The sequence below is a fragment of the Salmonella sp. 5800 genome, from assembly GCF_046558195.1.
GTDB lineage: Bacteria > Pseudomonadota > Gammaproteobacteria > Enterobacterales > Enterobacteriaceae > Salmonella > Salmonella enterica.
The window spans coordinates 129,691-146,488 of record NZ_JBGDOX010000011.1 but is presented as its reverse complement, the minus strand read 5'-3'; the positions used below and the strand labels follow the sequence as shown (position 1 = coordinate 146,488).

9 protein-coding genes are annotated in these 16,798 nt (G+C 50.2%); 5 read left to right on the top strand and 4 right to left on the bottom strand.

Going from position 1 to position 16,798, the window contains the following annotated elements; all coding sequences use genetic code 11:
* The first annotated feature begins 329 nt into the window (after window positions 1-329).
* Both rcsD and rcsB read left to right on the top strand, forming a co-directional pair.
* A complete protein-coding gene (rcsD, locus tag ACLJZ5_RS18870; protein WP_000083205.1) occupies window positions 330-2,999 on the top strand; it encodes a phosphotransferase RcsD in 2,670 nt (889 codons plus the stop codon).
* A gap of 16 nt (window positions 3,000-3,015) precedes the next feature.
* Complete coding sequence (gene rcsB / locus ACLJZ5_RS18865) at window positions 3,016-3,666, top strand: response regulator transcription factor RcsB (protein WP_001061919.1); 651 nt, start codon at window positions 3,016-3,018, stop codon at window positions 3,664-3,666.
* A 102-nt stretch (window positions 3,667-3,768) separates the two neighbouring features.
* Here rcsB and rcsC read toward each other — a convergent pair whose 3' ends face one another.
* The 4 genes from rcsC to ACLJZ5_RS18845 all read right to left on the bottom strand — a co-directional run bounded on the left by rcsC (window position 3,769) and on the right by ACLJZ5_RS18845 (window position 12,311).
* Entirely contained in the window at window positions 3,769-6,615 is a 2,847-nt protein-coding gene (rcsC, locus tag ACLJZ5_RS18860; RefSeq protein ID WP_000876084.1) for a two-component system sensor histidine kinase RcsC, read from the bottom strand.
* Window positions 6,616-6,732: 117 nt separating this feature from the next.
* Window positions 6,733-9,369 (bottom strand): DNA topoisomerase (ATP-hydrolyzing) subunit A, encoded by a 2,637-nt coding sequence (gyrA, locus tag ACLJZ5_RS18855; RefSeq protein ID WP_001281271.1) that lies wholly within the window; start codon window positions 9,367-9,369, stop codon window positions 6,733-6,735.
* A 399-nt stretch (window positions 9,370-9,768) separates the two neighbouring features.
* Complete coding sequence (locus ACLJZ5_RS18850) at window positions 9,769-10,971, bottom strand: mandelate racemase/muconate lactonizing enzyme family protein (protein ID WP_000705581.1); 1,203 nt, start codon at window positions 10,969-10,971, stop codon at window positions 9,769-9,771.
* 14 nt (window positions 10,972-10,985) lie between these two features.
* The gene (locus ACLJZ5_RS18845) at window positions 10,986-12,311 is read right to left on the bottom strand and encodes an MFS transporter (RefSeq protein ID WP_024798086.1); all 1,326 of its coding nucleotides are present in this window, start codon (window positions 12,309-12,311) and stop codon (window positions 10,986-10,988) included.
* 49 nt (window positions 12,312-12,360) lie between these two features.
* Here ACLJZ5_RS18845 and ACLJZ5_RS18840 point away from each other — a divergent pair, with 49 nt between their 5' ends.
* The 3 genes from ACLJZ5_RS18840 to nrdA all read left to right on the top strand — a co-directional run bounded on the left by ACLJZ5_RS18840 (window position 12,361) and on the right by nrdA (window position 16,697).
* Window positions 12,361-13,245, top strand: a complete 885-nt coding sequence (locus tag ACLJZ5_RS18840; protein WP_000944714.1) for a GntR family transcriptional regulator — start codon at window positions 12,361-12,363, stop codon at window positions 13,243-13,245.
* A gap of 82 nt (window positions 13,246-13,327) precedes the next feature.
* Window positions 13,328-14,056, top strand: a complete 729-nt coding sequence (gene ubiG / locus ACLJZ5_RS18835; RefSeq protein WP_024798085.1) for a bifunctional 2-polyprenyl-6-hydroxyphenol methylase/3-demethylubiquinol 3-O-methyltransferase UbiG — start codon at window positions 13,328-13,330, stop codon at window positions 14,054-14,056.
* Window positions 14,057-14,411: 355 nt separating this feature from the next.
* Window positions 14,412-16,697, top strand: coding sequence for a class 1a ribonucleoside-diphosphate reductase subunit alpha (gene nrdA, locus ACLJZ5_RS18830; RefSeq protein WP_001076491.1), 2,286 nt, complete (start codon window positions 14,412-14,414; stop codon window positions 16,695-16,697).
* Window positions 16,698-16,798: the final 101 nt, after the last annotated feature.

Genomic DNA, 16,798 nt, shown 5'->3' with positions numbered 1-16,798 from the left:
CCGGATGCTTCGCATTCGGTTTTTTTTACCCTTTTTCAGACACACCCGGCTGATTTATGCTACCTGCCTAAAACTATCACGGTTATTCACTACCCTCCCCTGCTCGACCGTTCGTAAGACATTAGCAAATAATTTCTTGATATTTAGTGCTAAACATTTATAAGTAGTCTTTATATTTGTACCATTCTGCGAAGGTTGTACGCTTTTCCCGTCCCGCCGACGGAGCGCGTGTTAAGTTGCCCGGCATGACGTAAGAGTCTGGAAATTCATTCATTACCCTTTATACTGCCCTTCACCTTCAGCGTTGCTTTTACAGGTCGTAAACATAAATGAGTCAGTCTGACACAACGGTCTCTACCCGATTCTCCCTTCTACCGGGAAGCATTACCCGTTTCTTCTTATTGCTGATCATTGTGCTGCTGGTAACGATGGGCGTTATGGTACAGAGCGCCGTCAACGCCTGGTTGAAAGACAAAAGCTATCAAATTGTCGATATCACCCACGCTATTCATAAACGCGTGGATACCTGGCGGTATGTTACCTGGCAAATTTATGACAACATCGCCGCGACCACTACGCCATCGACAGGTGAAGGACTTCAGGAAACGCGTCTGAAGCAGGATGTGTATTATCTTGAAAAGCCGCGACGTAAAACTGAAGCGCTGATTTTCGGTTCCCATGACAGCGCCACGCTGGAAATGACGCAGCGTATGTCAACCTATCTGGATACGCTGTGGGGCGCGGAAAACGTGCCGTGGTCAATGTATTACCTCAACGGACAGGATAACAGCCTGATTCTTATCTCTACCCTACCGTTGAAAGATCTCTCTTCCGGCTTTAAAGAGTCCACTATTGGCAATATCGTCGATTCCCGCCGGGCAGAGATGTTGCAACAGGCGAATGCGCTGGATGAGCGCGAAAGTTTCTCCTCATTGCGAAAACTGGCCTGGCAAAACGGTCACTATTTTACGCTACGCACGACCTTCAATCAGCCAGGACATCTGGCGACCGTGGTGGCGTTTGATCTGCCCATTAATGATTTAATCCCGCCGGGAATGCCGCTGGACAGTTTTCGGATAGAGCCTGACGCAACCCAGGCGACGGGGCGAAGCAGTGAAAAGGAAGCGCCTGATAGCGTCACGATTAGCTTTAACGGTTCAAAAATAGAGATCTCCTCAGCGCTTAACTCTACCGGAATGCGCCTGATCTGGCAGGTACCGTTCGGTACGCTTTTGCTTGATACGTTGCAAAATATTTTGCTGCCTTTACTGCTGAACATCGGGCTGCTGGCGTTGGCGTTATTTGGCTACGCTACGTTCCGTCATCAGCCGGGACGGACGACGGAATCGACATCCGGCAACGCGGCGAATAACGAGCTTCGCGTCTTACGCGCTATTAATGAAGAGATCGTTTCTCTGCTGCCGCTGGGTCTGCTGGTCTACGATCAGGAAGGAAACCGCACCGTGATCAGCAATAAAATCGCCGATCATCTGTTGCCGCATCTTAACCTGCAAAATATTACCAGCATGGCGGAACAGCATCAGGGCGTGATTCAGGCGACAATTAATAACGAACTGTATGAGATCCGTCTGTTTCGCAGCCAGATCGCCCCCCGCACGCAGATCTTTATTATCCGCGATCAGGACCGGGAAGTGCTGGTGAATAAGAAGCTTAAACAGGCGCAGCGTTTGTATGAGAAGAATCAGCAGGGCCGCGCCGCCTTTATGCAAAATATCAGCAACACGCTTAAAGAGCCCGTACGCCAACTGGCGGTTAACGCCGCGGCAGTCACCACGCCGGAAAGCCTGAAACTGGCGGATCAGGCGGATGTATTGGTACGTATGATCGATGAAATCCAACTGGCGAATATGCTGGAAAATGACGCATGGAAAAGCGAAGCAACGCTGTTCTCCCTGCAGGATCTTATTGACGAAGTCGTGCCGGAAGTACTGCCCGCCATTAAGCGTAAAGGGCTGCAACTGCTGATTAATAACCATCTTAGCGGCAACGATGAACGCTGGGGCGATCGCGACGCCCTGCGCCGGATTTTGCTGCTGTTGATTCAGTATGCCGTCACGACGACCGCTATGGGTAAAATTACGCTTGAAGTCGAGCAGGATGAATCTATCGCGGAGCGTCTGACTTTCCGTATTCTGGATACGGGCGAAGGTGTAACGTTAAACGAGATTGATAATCTGCATTTCCCGTATATGAATGAAACGCAGGGCGATCGTTACGGCAAAGCGAATCCGCTCACCTTCTGGCTGTGCAATCAACTGGCGCGCAAACTGGGCGGTCATCTCAACATTAAAGCGCGAGAAACGCTGGGCACGCGCTATACCGTTCATGTCAAAATGCTTCCTCACGATCAGCATACTCAGGTCGAAGAGCGCCTGCTGGACGACGTGAGCGTGATGGTCGATGTGACGTCCAACGAGGTTCGCGCGATTGTGCTGCGTCAGTTAGAAAACTGGGGCGCCACCTGCATCACGCCGGATGAAAGGCAGATAAGTCAAGAATATGATCTCTTTTTAACGGATAATCCGTCTAATCTTACTGCCTCGGGCTTGCTTTTAAGCGATGATGAGTCAGGCGTGCGGAAAATTGGCCCGGGTCAGTTGCGCGTCAACTTTAATATGAGCAATGCTATGCAGGAAGCTGTACTACAACTTATCGAAGAGCAGCTGGCGCAGGAAGAGATTCCCGCCTCCCCGCTCGGCGGAGATGAAAATGCCGAGCTTCATGCCAGCGGCTATTATGCGCTATTTGTAGACACAGTACCGGATGATGTTAAGAGGTTGTATACTGAGGCGGCAACCAGCGATTTCGCTGCGCTGGCCCAAACGGCCCACCGCCTGAAAGGGGTGTTTGCCATGCTTAATCTGGTACCCGGCAAGCAGTTATGTGAAACGCTGGAACATCTGATTCGTGAGAAAGATGCTCCAGGTATAGAAAAATATATCAGCGACATTGACGCCTACGTCAAAAGCTTGCTGTAGCAAGGTAGCCCAATACATGAACAATATGAACGTAATTATTGCCGATGACCACCCGATTGTACTGTTCGGTATTCGCAAATCACTTGAACAAATCGAGTGGGTGAATGTTGTCGGCGAATTTGAAGATTCCACAGCATTGATCAACAACCTGCCGAAATTAGATGCGCATGTGTTGATCACTGACCTCTCCATGCCGGGAGACAAATACGGCGATGGGATCACCTTGATCAAGTACATCAAGCGTCATTTTCCGAGCCTGTCTATTATCGTTCTGACCATGAACAACAATCCGGCGATCCTGAGCGCCGTGTTGGATCTTGATATTGAAGGGATCGTACTCAAGCAGGGTGCGCCAACCGATCTGCCTAAGGCGCTGGCCGCGCTGCAAAAAGGCAAAAAATTCACCCCGGAAAGCGTTTCTCGTCTGCTGGAGAAAATCAGCGCAGGCGGTTACGGCGATAAGCGCCTGTCGCCAAAAGAGAGCGAAGTATTACGCCTGTTCGCCGAGGGCTTCCTGGTCACCGAAATCGCCAAGAAGCTCAACCGCAGCATTAAGACCATCAGCAGCCAGAAGAAATCGGCGATGATGAAACTGGGCGTAGAGAATGATATCGCGCTGCTCAACTATCTCTCTTCCGTCACCCTGAGTCCGACAGACAAAGAATAAATCGCTTTTATGTTACCCAGCCTGATGGCGCTACGCTTATCAGGCCTACCAGTCGACTCATCTTTTACAGGCCGGACAGGCGACGCCGCCATCCGGCATTTTTTATGCCCGCGTTTTACGTACCCGCTCGGCATACACCGCCAGCGTCTGTTTCAACACATCCAGCGTCACAGGCTTCGACAAACAGCTGTCCATACCGGACTCCAGGCAACGTTGTTTCTCTTCCGCCAGCGCGTTCGCCGTCACGCCGACGACCGGCAGCGTCAGCCCAAGCTGACGGATACGCTGCGTCAGGCGATAGCCGTCCATGTTCGGCATGTTCACATCGCTCAGAACAATATCGATAGCATTTTTACTCAGAACATTCAGAGCGTCCACACCATCATTGGCTGTCTTACACTGATATCCCAGCGATCCCAGTTGATCGGCCAGCAAGCGGCGATTGATCGGATGATCGTCAACGACCAGAATCATCATGTCGTCATTTGAATCTGCGGTTTTATCCGTCGTCGGCAATGCGCTGGAAAGCGCTTCACTATCCAGCTCAATACTATAAATACGCGCCAACAGTGCGGGCAACTCATGCACCGACGCCACACTATGCACCCACTCGCCCGGCGCTCTTTCCAACGGAATCCCGATATGACGGCGGCAAAAGACGACCGCCGCCCTCCCCTGCCAGGTATGCTCCAGCGCGTCATCGACAATCAAAATATCGTCCGCGGCGGGTTCTTGCCCTTCATAACGCTGCGTATGAACGCCGCTACGCGCCAGACTGGTCTCAATAAACTGGCACAAAGAAGTATTGCGCACCGCCAGCCAACAGCAGGTTCCGGCGAGTCCTTCCACGCTCTTTTTCACAGGGTATTGCGCGCCATAAAGCGGGATGCGCAGCGTAAACTGGCTTCCCATGCCCGGCTCCGAATCGACGGAAATATCGCCGTCCATCATGCTGATCAATTTTTCGCAAATCGCCAGCCCCAGACCGGTCCCCTGAAAGTTACGCTGTACGCCGGTTCCCACCTGGAAGAAGGGATCGAACAGGCGAACCACCTCTTTTGCCGGAATACCGACGCCGGTATCCCGCACGCGAATGCTGAGATAATCCCCATCACAGCGCACATGCAGCACGATGCAGCCAATATCGGTAAACTTAATGGCGTTGCTCAACAGGTTTGAAATGACCTGCTGTAAACGCATCGGGTCGCCGTTCAGAGATACCGGCACGTCAGGCTCAATAAAACAATACAGGCCGAGCTGCTTACGCACCACCAGCGGCAGATAATTGGCGGTGATATGGTTCATCACCTCTCGCGGTGAAAATTCGCGCGGCTCAATCTTTAGCTGTTCCGACTCAATTTTCGAGAAGTCGAGAATGTCGCTGATAATTTTCAGCAACAGACTGGAGGAGTTATTCATCGCCGTGACCAGCCGATCCACGCCTTTTGGCAGCTCTTTGGTTTGCAGCAGATCGAGATTGCCAATGATACCGTACAGCGGTGTGCGCAATTCATGGCTGACCGTCGCAAGGAACATGGATTTAGACTGGCTTGCCTGTTCCGCCGCCTGCGCCATCTCCTGCAGCGACTCTTCCATTTTGACGCGCGTACTCACATCTACCAACACGCAAATCGCGACGTTTTCATTGCGATAGCGGGAATGGACGAAGCTAATTTGCAAATTGGTATTATTGCTGGTCAATACATCAACGAAGTTAACCTGCTGGCCGCAAATGATTTGCGTCAGGCGCTGTCTGTCTTCATGCGTGAGCATGTTCAGGTAGGTGTGCGCCAGTTCGTTACTCAGAATATTGACACCATCGATAGTGCGCAGAATACAGATCCCCACCGGCGCGGAGGCAACGATTTTACGGTTGAACTGTTCATGCTCTTCCAGACGCTGGGCATCGCTCTCCGCCGGAATGAAAATTCGCCGCTCATACATCCGCGCAAGCGTAAACAGCCCTGCGCCCACCAGCACGTTTAGCAGGATAGCATTCAGGATAAGAATACGAATACGCTCCAGGACTAAATCTACAGGCACAGAATAGACAATACTGAGCGAGGATGGCGGCAGGCTTTTTTTGAGTACCAGTTCGCGAAAACCTGGCGTATAACCAAACCAGGATCGCTCCTGCATCCAGCGCGGCTCTGCTTTAATATTGCCGTCAGGACCGGTCAACGAAATCAGCGAATGGCCGTTCTCATCAATAATAGTGACGCCCATCGGCAAACTGCCCGGCGTGAAAAAATTTTCCATGCGGATGGACTGCTCGACGCCCAGCAGCGCCTGCAGACGATTGGCCAGATACACCGGCGTCAGCGCATAAAAGTAGCCCACGCCCTGACGCGCGCCCTGGCTTATCCAGAAAAGGTTATTCCCACTTTCTTCCTGCGGCGCGTTGCGGTATTTCATAATCCGCTCATGTAACGCTTTTAACGCATCATCGCGCTCCACGGGCATTTCACGCAGGCCGAAATTCGCCATACAGAGGTTATCGCTGCCAATCAGGAAAACGCGGTTAAGATCATACGCCGCTGAAAAGTTGTCGCGCCAGTAACGCATAAACCAGGCCAGCGACTCCAGCGATCCGCGCCAGGCGGAGCCCATCGCCGCACAGTCTGAGTCGGCGAATAGCGGTTCAAAGTCCGGCACCACCATTTTGTCATCACGCGCACGCGACGACATAACGCCGTTTTCCGCCGTTAAACGGTTCTCGGCAATATATTTGAGCTCTTTCATCACATCCGACGTGCGCTGGATAAAACGCTGCGCCTGATCGGAGCTAAGGTTGAACTCCTGACGAATTTCAGACTCCCGCTGGTGCAGGGCATTGACGATGTAAAACACCGAAACAAAGGCGATTAAGAGCCAAATGAGTAACGCTAACGCTCTGAATAAGTAGCGCGAGACTTTCAGCGTAGTTCGAAAGGAAGCAAGGTATTTCAAAGGGGCGAAGCTCCGCCTCAGGATGTAAATAGAGTGTGACTAAGGTAGCGGTAAATGACGTAGCCCGCAACGGCAAAGAAAAAGGGCCGGATATCCGGCCCTCGCACAGTAATAACATTACTCGTCAGCGTCATCCGCAACGTCGTCATCGCTTTCCGCTTCCGGGGCGATATCCTCATCCCCTTCCGCCACGCTGCCGTCGATAGCGTCGAGTTCTTCGTCATCTACCGGTTCAGCAACGCGTTGCAGACCCACCACGTTTTCATCTTCCGCCGTGCGGATAAGGATAACGCCCTGGGTATTACGTCCCACTACGCTGATCTCGGACACACGGGTACGCACCAGAGTACCGGCATCCGTGATCATCATGATCTGGTCGCAATCGTCTACCTGTACCGCACCGACAACGGAACCGTTGCGCTCGGTCACTTTGATAGAGATAACGCCCTGCGTCGCACGAGACTTGGTCGGGTACTCGTCCGCTGCGGTACGCTTCCCGTAGCCGTTTTGCGTTACGGTCAGAATAGCGCCTTCGCCGCGTGGGATGATCAGAGAGACTACTTTATCGTCTCCCGCCAGCTTAATACCGCGCACACCGGTCGCGGTACGCCCCATCGCACGGACGGCGTCTTCTTTGAAGCGCACCACTTTACCCGCAGCCGAGAACAGCATGACTTCGTCAGAACCAGAAGTCAGGTCAACGCCAATCAGCTCGTCGCCGTCGTTGAGGTTCACCGCGATAATACCGGCGGAACGCGGACGGCTGAATTCGGTCAGCGCCGTTTTCTTCACGGTACCGCTGGCGGTCGCCATAAAGACGTTGACGCCTTCTTCGTACTCACGAACCGGCAGAATCGCGGTGATACGTTCGTTGGCTTCCAGCGGCAGCAGGTTAACGATCGGACGACCGCGCGCGCCACGGCTGGCTTCCGGCAACTGATAGACCTTCATCCAGTACAGACGGCCCCGGCTGGAGAAGCAGAGGATAGTGTCATGGGTGTTGGCCACCAGCAGGCGGTCGATAAAGTCTTCTTCTTTAATACGCGCGGCAGATTTACCTTTCCCACCACGACGTTGCGCTTCGTAATCCGTCAGCGGTTGGTATTTGACGTAACCCTGGTGAGACAGCGTCACGACAACATCTTCCTGGCTAATCAGATCTTCGATATTAATATCGGCGCTGTTGGCGGTGATTTCGGTACGACGCTCATCGCCGAACTGATCGCGAATTAACTCCATCTCTTCGCGGATCACTTCCATCAGGCGATCGGCGCTGCCCAGAATGTGCAGCAGTTCAGCAATCTGCTCCAGCAACTCTTTGTATTCGTCGAGCAGTTTTTCATGCTCCAGGCCGGTCAGTTTCTGCAACCGCAGATCCAGAATCGCCTGCGCCTGCTGCTCAGTCAGGTAGTACTGACCGTCACGCACGCCAAATTCTGGCTCCAGCCATTCCGGACGCGCGGCGTCATCACCGGCGCGCTCCAGCATCGCAGCAACGTTGCCCAGGTCCCACGGACGCGAAATCAGCGCCGCTTTTGCTTCCGCCGGCGTTGGCGCGCGGCGAATCAGTTCGATAATCGGGTCGATGTTGGCCAGCGCAATCGCCAGAGCTTCAAGGATATGCGCGCGGTCACGGGCTTTACGCAGTTCAAAAATAGTCCGACGCGTCACCACTTCACGGCGGTGGCGCACGAACGCTGAAATGATATCTTTCAGGTTCATGATCTTCGGCTGGCCGTGATGCAGCGCCACCATGTTAATACCGAAGGAAACCTGTAGCTGGGTCTGGGAGTAGAGATTATTAAGCACCACCTCGCCCACCGCATCGCGTTTCACTTCAATCACGATGCGCATCCCGTCTTTGTCGGATTCGTCACGCAGCGCGCTGATGCCTTCCACGCGTTTATCTTTCACTAGCTCGGCGATTTTCTCGATCAGGCGCGCTTTGTTCACCTGATAGGGAATTTCATGGACGATGATGGTTTCACGGCCCGTTTTCGCGTCAGCTTCAACTTCCGCGCGGGCGCGAATGTACACTTTGCCACGACCGGTACGGTAGGCTTCTTCGATACCACGACGACCGTTGATGATCGCGGCGGTCGGGAAGTCCGGACCCGGAATATGTTCCATCAGCCCTTCAATGCTGATGTCTTCGTTGTCGATATACGCCAGGCAGCCGTTAATCACTTCCGTCAGGTTGTGCGGCGGGATATTCGTCGCCATACCTACTGCGATACCGGAAGAACCGTTCACCAGCAGATTCGGAATTTTGGTCGGCATGACGTCCGGAATTTTTTCCGTACCGTCATAGTTATCCACGAAATCCACCGTCTCTTTTTCGAGATCGGCCATCAGTTCGTGGGCGATTTTCGCCAGACGGATCTCCGTATAACGCATTGCCGCCGCGGAGTCGCCGTCAATAGAACCGAAGTTACCCTGACCATCCACCAGCATGTAACGCAGCGAGAATGGCTGCGCCATACGAACGATGGTGTCATACACTGCGGAATCGCCGTGGGGATGGTATTTACCGATTACGTCACCAACGACACGGGCAGATTTTTTATAGGCTTTGTTCCAGTCATTGCCCAATACGTTCATGGCGTAAAGTACGCGACGGTGTACCGGCTTCAGGCCATCTCGGACATCCGGCAGCGCACGGCCAACAATGACCGACATCGCATAATCCAGATAGGAGCTCTTCAGCTCTTCCTCAATGTTGACCGGTGTAATTTCTCTCGCAAGGTCGCTCATCTAACCGCTATCCCTCTACTGTATCCCGGATTCAAAGGTCGCAAATTATAACACATTCGCCCACGTACTGGTAAACGGAATGCAGCCAGACAATGCTTTATTCGGGTGCCGCATGCTCTCTTCATTTATAAGCGTGGTCTCGGCGTTTATTGGCGATCGGCTTCAGAGGCGACACAGGGGAGATCGGGGCCTGGGTTAGAAAATCAATACCTCCCGTGTATACCCGTCATACTTCAAGTTTCATGTGCGTTGGCGGCGAGTTACTCGGCCCATCCCTGGGCCTCTCCCCGTCGCGGTTAGCGCAAGCGCTGTTCAAGACAGTTAACCGTTTTATCCTACAACTCGAATTATTTAGGGGATATGCCAGGAGGCGTAAACCATAATCAGTATCACCAGATGCTATTTAATCACATAGGCCAGGTATTCTTTCACTACCTCATCGTTTAATTCCTGACCCAATCCGGGCTGTTCCGGCGCGACATAATAGCCATTTTCCGGCTGATAATCGTGGGTACAAAGTTCCCGAATAGATGCTTTCATCGCATTGGTATGATGCTCATGAATAATAAAGTTGGGAATTGCTGTTTCCATATGCAGCGCGGCTACCGTGGAAACAGGACCGCCGCAAACATGCACCTGTACAGTGGTGTCATAAATATTAGCATAGTCACAGATTTTCTTTCCTTCGGTAATTCCGCCGCAGAGACACAAATCAGGTTGCGCTACGGCAATAGACTGCTTCTCCAGTAATTCCCTGTATCCCCATCTTGTGTAGGAACGCTCGCCAGTGGCGATTGGAATCGTTGTTGAACGGGAAACTTTCTGCATATTATCAGAATTTAATGGATGAATCGGTTCTTCATAAAGAAAGATACGATACTTTTCTATCGCCTTCGCAAATTGAATAGCTGAGTTTGTACCGAGAAGAGAATGGATTTCCACGATAATATCAGCATCATCCCCCATTGCTTCACGCATAGCGGCAATTCGCGCTTCCCCCATTTTTAATTGATCGGCCAGTAACAATCCTGAATAGTTACGATTTTTATTCTGAAAAACACAGTCATCGCCATTACGATCGATTTCGAGTGGATCCACTTTAATCGCATCATATCCATCGTCAAGAGCCGCACGCGCCGCCTCAGCATATTCATCAGGTGTCACTAATATCTGGCGTTTATCCCCCCAACCAAATTGTAACTGACTAGCATAGGTTCTTAATTTTTCATTAGTTTTCCCGCCAAGGAGCTGATAAACAGGTACACCTAAATATTTACCTTTGATATCCCAAAGAGCAATATCAATAGCGCTCATTCCGGCATAAAAAACGTTTCCGCCCCCCATCCCCCAAAAAGTCTTTCTGAAAAAGAACTCCCAAATTTTTTCGATATTTAGTGGATCTTCACCCACAATCAATGGCGCCAGATCTCTGATGATCCCTACGCCAGCTTTAGCGCCTGCGCCATAGGCCAGTCCTACTTCGCCAATACCACTTAATCCTGAGTCGGTATTCACCCGGATAAGTACTGGATTATAGGAGGACATCGTTTGATCTCTTTTTTTTAATTCACAGTCAAAAACTTCAATAGACGTAATTTTCATAATTTCTCCATTTATCAGGTTCGTGATACAACATTTGTTTGTTGGCTTTTTTCTTTTTTCACATCAATTTTCATTAACGCCAAAACGGCTACCGCAGCGAAGCAAAGTATTGCCTCTACAATAAATATTCCTGTCGCACCATAATGAGTAGAAACGAATCCCAGTGACTTATTAATCAGGAATCCGCCAAGACTTGAACATGAGTTAATAAACGCAATGCTGATAGCCAACCCTGACGGCGACAATAATGCAGAAGGCAGCGCCCAGTAAGGTCCGTAATAGCTGAGGATCCCAACACCATAGAACGTTAGCCCCAGCATTCTCAACGACATTGAGGGGACAAGAGCAATCATCAGAAAACCACAGCCTGCCAGAAACATGGGGAATGCAGCATGCCATTTTCGTTCATTCTTTTTATCGGAATGCCAGCCCCACCAGGGCATGCTGAACATAGCGAAAATAAACGGAATACTCATGATTAAACCAACGTCAGTATCCGTAAAATCAGCTGAAAATCCCTTCACCAACCCCGGCAACCAGTAGTTTGCCGCCAGAGCAGCCGCCTGAATCAACATGTAGGCGAAAGAAAGCTGAAGCAAAACTGGATTTTTGATTACTGAAAGAAAGGATGAGTTGGTATTTTTATTTAATGCCGCTGCGGTTTCATTGTCAGTGCGTAATTTATTAACTAAGGCCGATATCTGCTGTGGCGTAAGCCATTTAGCCTTTTCTGGACTGTCAGGCAGTAAATAAAATGTCAGGATGCCAAGGAATACGGTAGGGATACCTTCAATAGCAAAAAGCCAGCGCCAGCCTTCATAATCCGGGGTATTCAAATGCTCGATGATCCAACCAGACATCGGTGCAGCCAATACCGATGCTACAGCAATAGATAACATGAAGAAACTATTGACTTTTCCGCGTTCACGAGCCGGGAACCAGCATGCAAGATAATAAACCATGCCCGGGAAAAATCCAGCTTCAAATACCCCCAAAAAAATGCGAGCCAGCAAAATATGTTGAGTATCTTTAGCAAAAAAAATCAGCCCAGTTACCGCTCCCCAGCCGATAATAATGGAACTAATCCATTTTCTTGCACCAAGCTTTTGCAAGCCAATGCTACTCGGAATTTGAAAGACTAAATATGATATGAAGAATATAGAAGAAATATTAGCGAAATCCTCAGGCGTAATACCGAGAGATTCATTCATGCGTAATGCAGCAAACCCAATATTGACACGATCCATATAGTTAAAAAAGTAAAGAATAAAGGCCAAAGGAATGATTTTCCTTTTTACAATACGAATTGCATCGTATAAATTTTCTTGTGGACTACTCATTTTGCATCACCTTTTATGATTCAATGAATAAGGGTATTGACCGGAATCGATGTTACGTAAAAAACAATACAATTCAAAAGCTAATGTGTCATATCTGATATATCAGCAAGCAAACTTAATGAAATATACAATAACAACAATAAAGTATGTAAATTTTCTTATATCTGATATATTAGATCCGTTAATTTTGAATAAATTAATTACAATGGAGCCGGGTTTAACCATGGAGGAGAAGAAAATGAAAAATAGATTAAAGCGTGACTTTAGTCACATATCAATTGAAATACCCAAATCCATCACCCAGGTGATTAAAGAGAAAATAAGGGAGATGATTATCCATGGCGATTTCGATCTTGGGCAAGCGATCAGTGAAAATGAACTATCAAATATTCTGATGGTAAGTAAAACACCAATTCGTGAAGCTTTTATTTGGCTGAGCTATAATGAAAACCTGGTCAACATCATTCCCCGCAGTGGGACATTTGTTTTTTCTGTCACCGACGAGGATATCAATGATCTCATCAAAATGAGGGTTATCCTTGAACAGGGCGCAATTCGTGAAGCGATGGAGAAAAATGCTAACAATGTCATAGTCGAATTAAGCAATATTTTATCGAAGTCAGCAAAAATTAATGCAGAGCGAGATACGCAAGCTTACCTCAAACTGGATCATGATTTTCATTATGTTTTTGTGAAATATGCCGATAATAAATACATTTCACAAGCACACCTGTTGATCTCAGCACGTTTATTGGCAATTCGCTACAGACTGGATTTTACCGCTGAATATATCACCAGCTCTAACCGTGGACATGCCACTATTTTGGATATGTTAAAAAACAACAACGTCGAGGGCGTCTGTAATTTTATCACGCACCACATCGGTAGCGGTTTTACAGAACGCGCAAGAAAACTTCTTGCGCTGAAAGCGTAATAAAGACGGCAGTAGATATAACGCAGCGACTTTGCACCTGCTATACTGCCCCGATAGATCAATAGCGGAATCTCATGTACTCATGAACACTGAAAAACCGTCGGTAGCTCACAACGTTGACCATAATGAAATCGCCAAATTCGAAGCCGTCGCGTCGCGCTGGTGGGATCTGGAGGGCGAATTCAAGCCATTGCATCGCATCAACCCTCTACGCCTTGGCTACATTACTGAGCGCTCAGGCGGCCTGTTTGGTAAAAAGGTACTCGACGTCGGATGCGGCGGCGGCATTCTGGCGGAAAGTATGGCACGCGAAGGCGCAACCGTCACCGGGCTGGATATGGGCTTTGAGCCTTTGCAGGTCGCCAAACTGCATGCGCTGGAAAGCGGCATTGAGGTAGAGTACGTGCAGGAGACGGTTGAGGAACATGCGGCAAAACACGCCCAGCAATACGACGTCGTCACCTGTATGGAAATGCTGGAGCACGTCCCCGATCCGCAATCGGTCGTCCACGCCTGCGCCCAACTGGTTAAACCCGGCGGTGAGGTGTTCTTCTCAACGTTGAACCGCAATGGGAAATCCTGGCTGATGGCGGTCGTAGGCGCTGAGTATATTCTGCGCATGGTGCCAAAAGGCACGCACGACGTGAAGAAATTCATTAAGCCTGCTGAACTGTTAAGCTGGGTAGATGAAACCGTCCTGAAAGAGCAACATATCACCGGGCTGCACTACAACCCGATAACCAATACTTTCAAACTCGCTCCCGGAGTAGACGTTAACTACATGTTGCATACCCGCGCTAAAAAAGCCTGACATCAAAGAATTTTCCTATAAGGGTTGCGTTAGATCATCGGGCGCAACCTTTCTCTTCGATGAAGAAATCAGCATTCGATCAAATTTTGATTTTTTTTTATGAATTGTTGACATCCTCTCCAGGCCTTATCAGACGCGCATTTAGCGATTCTTACGCTTTTGCAACCGCAATTTAACGCCAAAATCAACTCTTGTACTCAAAAGAATCCCTACTAGAATACTCACCATATAGCGTTTCACTTATCGATTACCCCCTATATATAGTATTTATCCACAGAGTTAGTCACAACGTGGCGTTGTGGATAAGCGGGGGGATATTTTTCTTTCACGGACAGGTAAACAGGTAGAAAACCACATGAATCAGAGTCTGCTGGTGACAAAGCGTGACGGCCGTACTGAGCGCATCAATCTCGACAAAATTCATCGCGTGCTTGATTGGGCGGCAGAAGGACTGAATAACGTATCGGTTTCTCAGGTCGAGCTACGCTCGCATATTCAGTTTTATGATGGGATTAAGACCTCCGATATCCATGAAACTATCATTAAGGCCGCCGCAGACCTGATCTCTCGCGATGCGCCGGATTATCAATACCTGGCTGCGCGTCTGGCGATTTTCCACCTGCGTAAGAAAGCCTTCGGCCAGTTTGAGCCGCCCGCACTTTACCACCATGTGGTAAAAATGGTTGAGCTTGGCAAATACGACAATCATCTGCTGGAAGACTACACGGAAGAAGAGTTCAAGCAGATGGATTCGTTTATCGTTCACGATCGCGATATGACCTTCTCCTACGCTGCCGTTAAGCAGCTGGAAGGGAAATATCTGGTGCAAAACCGCGTGACCGGCGAAATCTATGAAAGCGCACAGTTCCTCTACATTCTGGTAGCGGCCTGCCTGTTCTCGAACTACCCGCGTGAAACGCGTCTTGACTATGTAAAACGTTTTTACGATGCGGTCTCTACGTTCAAAATCTCGCTGCCGACGCCCATCATGTCCGGTGTGCGTACCCCGACCCGTCAGTTTAGCTCCTGCGTACTGATCGAGTGTGGCGACAGTCTGGATTCCATCAACGCCACCTCCAGCGCTATCGTGAAATACGTTTCTCAGCGCGCCGGTATCGGCATCAACGCGGGACGCATTCGTGCGCTGGGCAGCCCGATTCGTGGCGGCGAAGCGTTCCACACCGGCTGCATCCCGTTCTACAAGCACTTCCAGACGGCGGTGAAATCCTGCTCGCAGGGCGGCGTGCGCGGCGGCGCGGCGACACTGTTCTATCCGATGTGGCACCTGGAAGTGGAAAGCCTGCTGGTGCTGAAAAACAACCGTGGCGTGGAAGGCAACCGCGTACGTCACATGGATTACGGCGTACAGATCAACAAACTGATGTACACCCGCCTGCTGAAGGGCGGCGACATTACGCTGTTCAGTCCGTCTGATGTACCCGGACTATACGATGCGTTCTTCGCCGACCAGGACGAATTCGAACGCCTGTACGTGAAATATGAAAACGACGACAGCATCCGCAAACAGCGTGTGAAAGCGGTCGAACTGTTCTCGCTGATGATGCAGGAACGCGCCTCTACCGGTCGTATCTATATCCAGAACGTTGACCACTGCAATACTCACAGTCCGTTCGATCCGGTTGTCGCCCCGGTACGCCAGTCTAACCTGTGTCTGGAGATTGCCCTGCCGACCAAACCGCTGCACGATGTCAACGATGAAAACGGCGAAATTGCGTTGTGTACGCTGTCTGCATTCAACCTGGGCGCCATTAAAACTCTGGACGAGCTGGAAGAACTGGCTATTCTGGCAGTACGCGCTTTGGATGCTCTGCTCGATTATCAGGATTACCCGATTCCGGCTGCCAAACGCGGCGCAATGGGCCGTCGTACGCTGGGCATTGGCGTGATTAACTTCGCCTACTGGCTGGCGAAAAACGGTAAACGTTATTCCGACGGCAGCGCCAATAATCTGACGCATAAAACCTTCGAAGCCATTCAATACTATCTGCTTAAAGCGTCCAACGAACTGGCGAAAGAGCAAGGCGCCTGCCCATGGTTCAACGAAACCACCTATGCAAAAGGCATTTTGCCGATCGACACCTACAAAAAAGATCTGGATGCGATCGTCAACGAACCGCTGCACTACGACTGGGAACAGCTGCGTGAGTCGATCAAAACCCACGGTCTGCGTAACTCCACGCTATCGGCGCTAATGCCATCGGAAACGTCGTCCCAGATCTCCAACGCCACTAACGGCATTGAGCCGCCGCGCGGCTACGTCAGCATCAAGGCCTCGAAAGACGGTATTTTGCGTCAGGTCGTGCCGGATTATGAGCATCTAAAAGACGCTTACGAACTGTTGTGGGAGATGCCGAACAACGACGGTTATCTGCAACTGGTGGGTATCATGCAGAAGTTTATCGATCAGTCGATTTCCGCCAATACCAACTACGATCCGTCACGTTTCCCGTCAGGAAAAGTGCCGATGCAGCAACTGCTGAAAGATTTGCTCACCGCGTATAAGTTTGGCGTGAAAACTCTGTACTATCAAAATACCCGCGACGGCGCGGAAGATGCGCAGGACGATTTGGCGCCTTCTATTCAGGACGATGGCTGCGAAAGCGGCGCTTGTAAGATCTGATAAATAGTGCCGGGTAGCGCTATGCTTACCCGGCCTACGATTGTACGGTTTGTAGGCCGGATAAGGCGCTTGCGCCGCCATCCGGCGCTCATCCCATAAAG